This window comes from Kitasatospora sp. NPDC005751, assembly GCF_040630835.1.
Taxonomy (GTDB): domain Bacteria; phylum Actinomycetota; class Actinomycetes; order Streptomycetales; family Streptomycetaceae; genus Kitasatospora.
The window spans coordinates 1-4434 of record NZ_JBEXYC010000135.1 but is presented as its reverse complement, the minus strand read 5'-3'; the positions used below and the strand labels follow the sequence as shown (position 1 = coordinate 4434).

Below are 4434 nucleotides of genomic sequence, written 5' to 3'. Positions count from 1 at the left end.
TGGCGACCGGACGTCCGGCCGTCCGGTCGCCCGGTCGGCCCGGGTCACGCCCCCGACGGGCCGGTCCAGTCGGCCGGCACGTGGCCGAGGCGCACGCGCTGCGGGTGGTCGCCGACCGGTACGGAGACGGTCTTCCGTCCGGTCGCGAAGTCGATCGCGGTGACCTGGTCGGCGCCGCTCTCGGAGATCACGCAGGCCGTGCCGTCGCCGCTCACGGTGGCCCAGTACGGTTTCGAGGCGGGCACCAGCGGGCCCTCCTGGAGCGTGGCCCGGTCGACCACGGTCGCGTAGTCGTCCATGGTGCCGGCGACACAGAGCTTGTCACCGGCCGGGCTCATCGACAGGCCGTGGTGGCGCGAGTCGTTGACCCAGGTGGTGCGGTCCTCGCTGGTCGCGGGGTTCTTCGGCAGGGTCTTGACCCGGGTGATCCGGTCGGCGGCGACGTCGTACTCGACCAGGCCGTTGAAGAAGGACACCTGGAAGTAGAGCGTCGACCCGTCCGGGGTGAACGCCGCCGGGCGGATCGCGTCGGAGAGGTCCGAGCGGCCGGCGGCGTCCAGCCGCTCCCGCATGTCGATGACCCTGACCGGCGCGAACGTGTCGGCGTCGACCACGGTGATCCGGCGGTCGCCCTTCGTCCAGTCCAGCCACGGCGCGTCGAGGGCGGTGTTGACCTCGCCGATCGACATGTTCCAGATCCGCCGCCCGCCGTCGGTGAAGAGGTTCTCGTGGGGCTTGTCCCCGGTCGCGAACGAGCCGAGTTGCGCGCCGGTGCGGACGTCCAGCACATGGACCGTGTTGGAGGTGGAGGCGGAGACCGCCACGCGGGTGCCGTCCGGGGAGAGCGCCATGTGGTCCGAGCGGTAGCCCGATACGGGAAAGCGCCAGTTGATCCGCCCGGTGGCGAGGTCGATGGAGACGACGTCGGCGAAGCTCGGGCGCGAGACGACCACCGCGGACCCGTCCGGGGTGGAGTACATGTCGTCGACGAACTGGTCGTGGCCCTCGCCCGGGCCCAGCCGGATGCCCAGGAAGTAGGCGAGTTTGACGGGGTTGAGGTAGATCTCGGTGAGCCGCTGGTCCTTGTCGGGGACGACGTTGACACGGCCGATCCTGGCCAGGTCACCGGTGGAGCGGATGACGTCCGCGGTGCCGTCCCAGTTGTTGCCGACGAACATCACCTCGCGCAGGGCGCGCACGTGCCCGGGGGCCGGCCCGGCCGTCGCGGCGGCCGGGGCGACGGCGGCGAGGGGCAGGACGAGGGCGGCCGCGAGGGTGCCCACGGCGGCCCTGACGGGCCGGGACCGGCGGGACGGGCGGGCGTCGGACGATAACGCGTGCGGGGACATCGCCGCTCCTTCGCGCAGACGCGCAGAGTGGGGGGTGGGCGTCGGTCGATTGCGTTACTCGACGGTAGGGAAGGCCCCCTCCTTCTGCCAAGACGTCTGCGCGCACCAATTGGGGGAGGGCCACCGCCCGTCGGCGGCGGCCCGGCGCACTCGTCCTGGCCCGGGCCGGGGTCGCACGGCCGCCAGCCCCCAGCACCCGGGCCGGTGCTCACGCCTCCCGGCGGCGGCGGAAGATGGCGCGGATCGCGAAGACGATCGCGACGACGAGCCCGACGGCGAACAGCACGATCAACAGGATGACGACGAGGACGGCTATGCCGAGCTTCTTGAAGAAGCCGCCCTTCTTCTTCTCCTTCTTGTCGTCGGCCGCGAGCGCGGCGGCCCGGGCCGAGCGGTTCTCGACCGGCTGCGCGACGGCGGGCGCCGCTCCGGCCCCCGCCCGGTCGATGCCGGACTCCGCGGGCCGGGCGACGGACCCGGCCGCGTGGACCGCGGCCGGCGCGGCCGCGGCGACGCCCGGCGAGCCCAGCATCAGGCCTGCCAGAACGAGGGCGGGGACGACTCTCGCGATGATGCGCGACTTCACTGTTCCTCCTGCTGTTTCCATGGTGTCCTGCGGGCGCGGCTCTCGGCCTGGGCACGCTCCGTCAGAGGCGGGCGTCCGGACAGCGCGCGGTGGCACGTCGTCAGGGAGGCTCCGCCACCCGGGCGGCGGCGCCCACCCGCGCCGCCGACGCCGGCGGCAGAGTTCGCGCTCCGTCACGGCCGTGGTGGTCCCGGCTGCCGATCCGCGTGCGCCGACCGTCACCCCGGGCCAGGACGTGCCCGCCACCGACTCGGCCCTCCGGGCGGAGCCTGAGCGGTGGGACCACGGTCGCTTCCCCCGGAGCACTCGATCGGCACTGCGTCGGCACGGGCGCGTCGGTGTCGCCACCAGGTCGCGCCCCGGCCGGGCCGGTTCGGCCCGCTGCCAGCCAAAATCTACAGGACTGTAGAGGATGGGTGAAACCGGCCGCTCCCGCCGAGGCCCTCACGGCGCCGCCCCGGCCGTGGTGGGCCGCTGAGGTGGGTTCAGCTGTACGACGGGGCACGGGGGTGTCGGCGGTCGCCGACCCGAAGGGTCACGGCGTACGACGGAGATGGGGAGCGGGCCCAGGTCCGCCGCCGGGAGGGGGGTGGCGGCGGACCCTGGGAACCGCACGGGCGTCGCGCGCGGTCCCGACCGGTCCGGGGGGGATGGCCCCGATCGGGAGGCGCGACGCCCCGCGGCACTTCTGACCCCGATCGCATGCGGCAAACCCCTGTACCGCGGACGAGTTCGGAAACCGTCTGCCCGGCGCCGCGTCGCGGCGGGCGCCCGCCCTACCCGGTGCGACGCCGCTGGACGTGTGGGCCCGGCCGGTGAGCCCTGAGGGCAGGGCCCCGGGACGCTGGACGCCTCCGCTCACCGGCGGGAAGAGCCGCAGGTGACGGCGCCCCTGAAGTACGCGCCCTGGCGGGGGAGTCGGGCGTCGCCGGCGGCACCGGCAGAAGCTCGCGGCCGTCCCACGGCCCGCGGGCCGCGTCCCGCCCCGGGGGCCGTTGGCCCCGGCCGGGCCCGAGCCTAGGCTGTCCGCATGCATCCTCGCCTCGGTGAAGACCTCGCCCGACTGCCCGAACTCCTCGACGCGGTCGGCGATCGCGCCGCGCACGTGCTCGCGGGCCTCGCGGACCGGCCGGTGGTGACGCCCGGCGCGCCCGGGCCCGTGGAGCCGCTGCCCGACGAGGGGAGCGGTACCGACGGCGCGCTGAAGCTGTTCGTCCAGCGCTGGGAGCCGGGGTTCAGCGGCAGCGCCGGCCCCCGTTACCTCGGCTTCGTCACGGGCGGGGCGACCCCGGCCGCGCTCGCCGGCGACTGGCTGACGGCCGCCTTCGACCAGAACGTCAGCAACCGGACCGGCTCGGCCGCGGCCGACCTGGAACAGGAGACCATCGGCTGGCTCCGCGGCCTCTTCGGTCTCGGCGAGGCCCACGCGGGCGTCTTCGTCAGCGGCGCGACGACCTCGAACCTCGTCGGCCTCGCCGTCGCCCGTGAGTGGGTGGGCGAGCGGCGCGGCGTCAGCGTCACCCAGGACGGCCTCGCCGCCCTCGGGCCGGTCGACGTCCTGTCCGGCGCCGCGCATTCGAGCATCGGGAAGGCGCTGTCGGTGCTCGGACTCGGCCGGAGCGCCCTGCGGCAGGTGCGGACGCTGGACGGGCGGGAGGCGGTCGACGTGGCCGCGCTCGCCGACGAACTCGCGGCACTGGACGGGCGTCCGGCCGTGGTGGTCGCCAACGCCGGCACGGTCAACACCGTCGACTTCGACGACCTGCGGGCGATCGCCGCGCTGCGCGAGCGGTACCCGTTCTGGCTGCACGTCGACGCCGCGTTCGGCGCCTTCGCGGCGCTCTCGCCGGCCCACGCGCACCTGGTCGACGGTCTGGACGCGGCCGACTCGGTCTGCGTGGACCTGCACAAGTGGCTGAACGTCCCGTACGACGCGGCCGTGCAGTTCACCCGCCGCCGGGACCTCCAGGTGGCCGCCTTCCACAACGCCTCGCCGTACCTCGGCGCCCCGACCGGCGACCCGGACCCGGTGCACCTGGCCCCGGAGAACTCCAGGCGGCTGCGGGCCCTGCCGGCCTGGTTCGCGCTCACCGCCTACGGCCGGGCGGGCCACCGGGAGATCGTGGAGCGCAACTGCGCCGAGGCGGCCCGGCTGGGCGCGTCCCTCGCCGCGGATCCGGCCTTCCGGCTGCTCGCGCCGGTGCGCCTCAACGTGGTCTGCTTCACCCTCGCCGGGCGGCCCGCGCAGCAGGACGTCGACGCCCTGCTGCGCCGCGTCGCGGCCTCCGGGGAGGCGTTCCTGACAGCGACGGTGTACGACGGGGTGCCCGCGGTCCGCGCCGCCTTCAGCAACTGGCGCACCACCGCGACCGACACCGACCGCGTCCTGGCGGCGCTGCGCGCGGCGGCCGGCGGAGGTGCGGCCGGTGTCCAGGACGATCAGGATGTGCCGGTCGCGCTCGGGGCGCCAGGTGCGGACGGCGACGGTGTTCCGGCGGG

General features: G+C 75.1%; 2 protein-coding genes and 1 pseudogene. 1 reads left to right on the top strand and 2 read right to left on the bottom strand.

Annotated elements, in window-relative coordinates; genetic code table 11:
* Positions 1–44: 44 nt before the first annotated feature.
* Together ABZ497_RS36520 and ABZ497_RS36515 are read right to left on the bottom strand one after the other, a co-directional pair.
* On the bottom strand, positions 45–1349 hold the full coding sequence (locus tag ABZ497_RS36520) for a YncE family protein (protein WP_359812397.1): 1305 nt from the start codon (positions 1347–1349) through the stop codon (positions 45–47).
* A gap of 208 nt (positions 1350–1557) precedes the next feature.
* The gene (locus ABZ497_RS36515; protein WP_359812394.1) at positions 1558–1935 is read right to left on the bottom strand and encodes a hypothetical protein; all 378 of its coding nucleotides are present in this window, start codon (positions 1933–1935) and stop codon (positions 1558–1560) included.
* Between the two features lie 1030 nt (positions 1936–2965).
* Between ABZ497_RS36515 and ABZ497_RS36510 the strand changes: the two are divergent.
* Positions 2966–4342: pseudogene (locus ABZ497_RS36510) on the top strand (pyridoxal-dependent decarboxylase); the annotation flags it as partial.
* Positions 4343–4434: the final 92 nt, after the last annotated feature.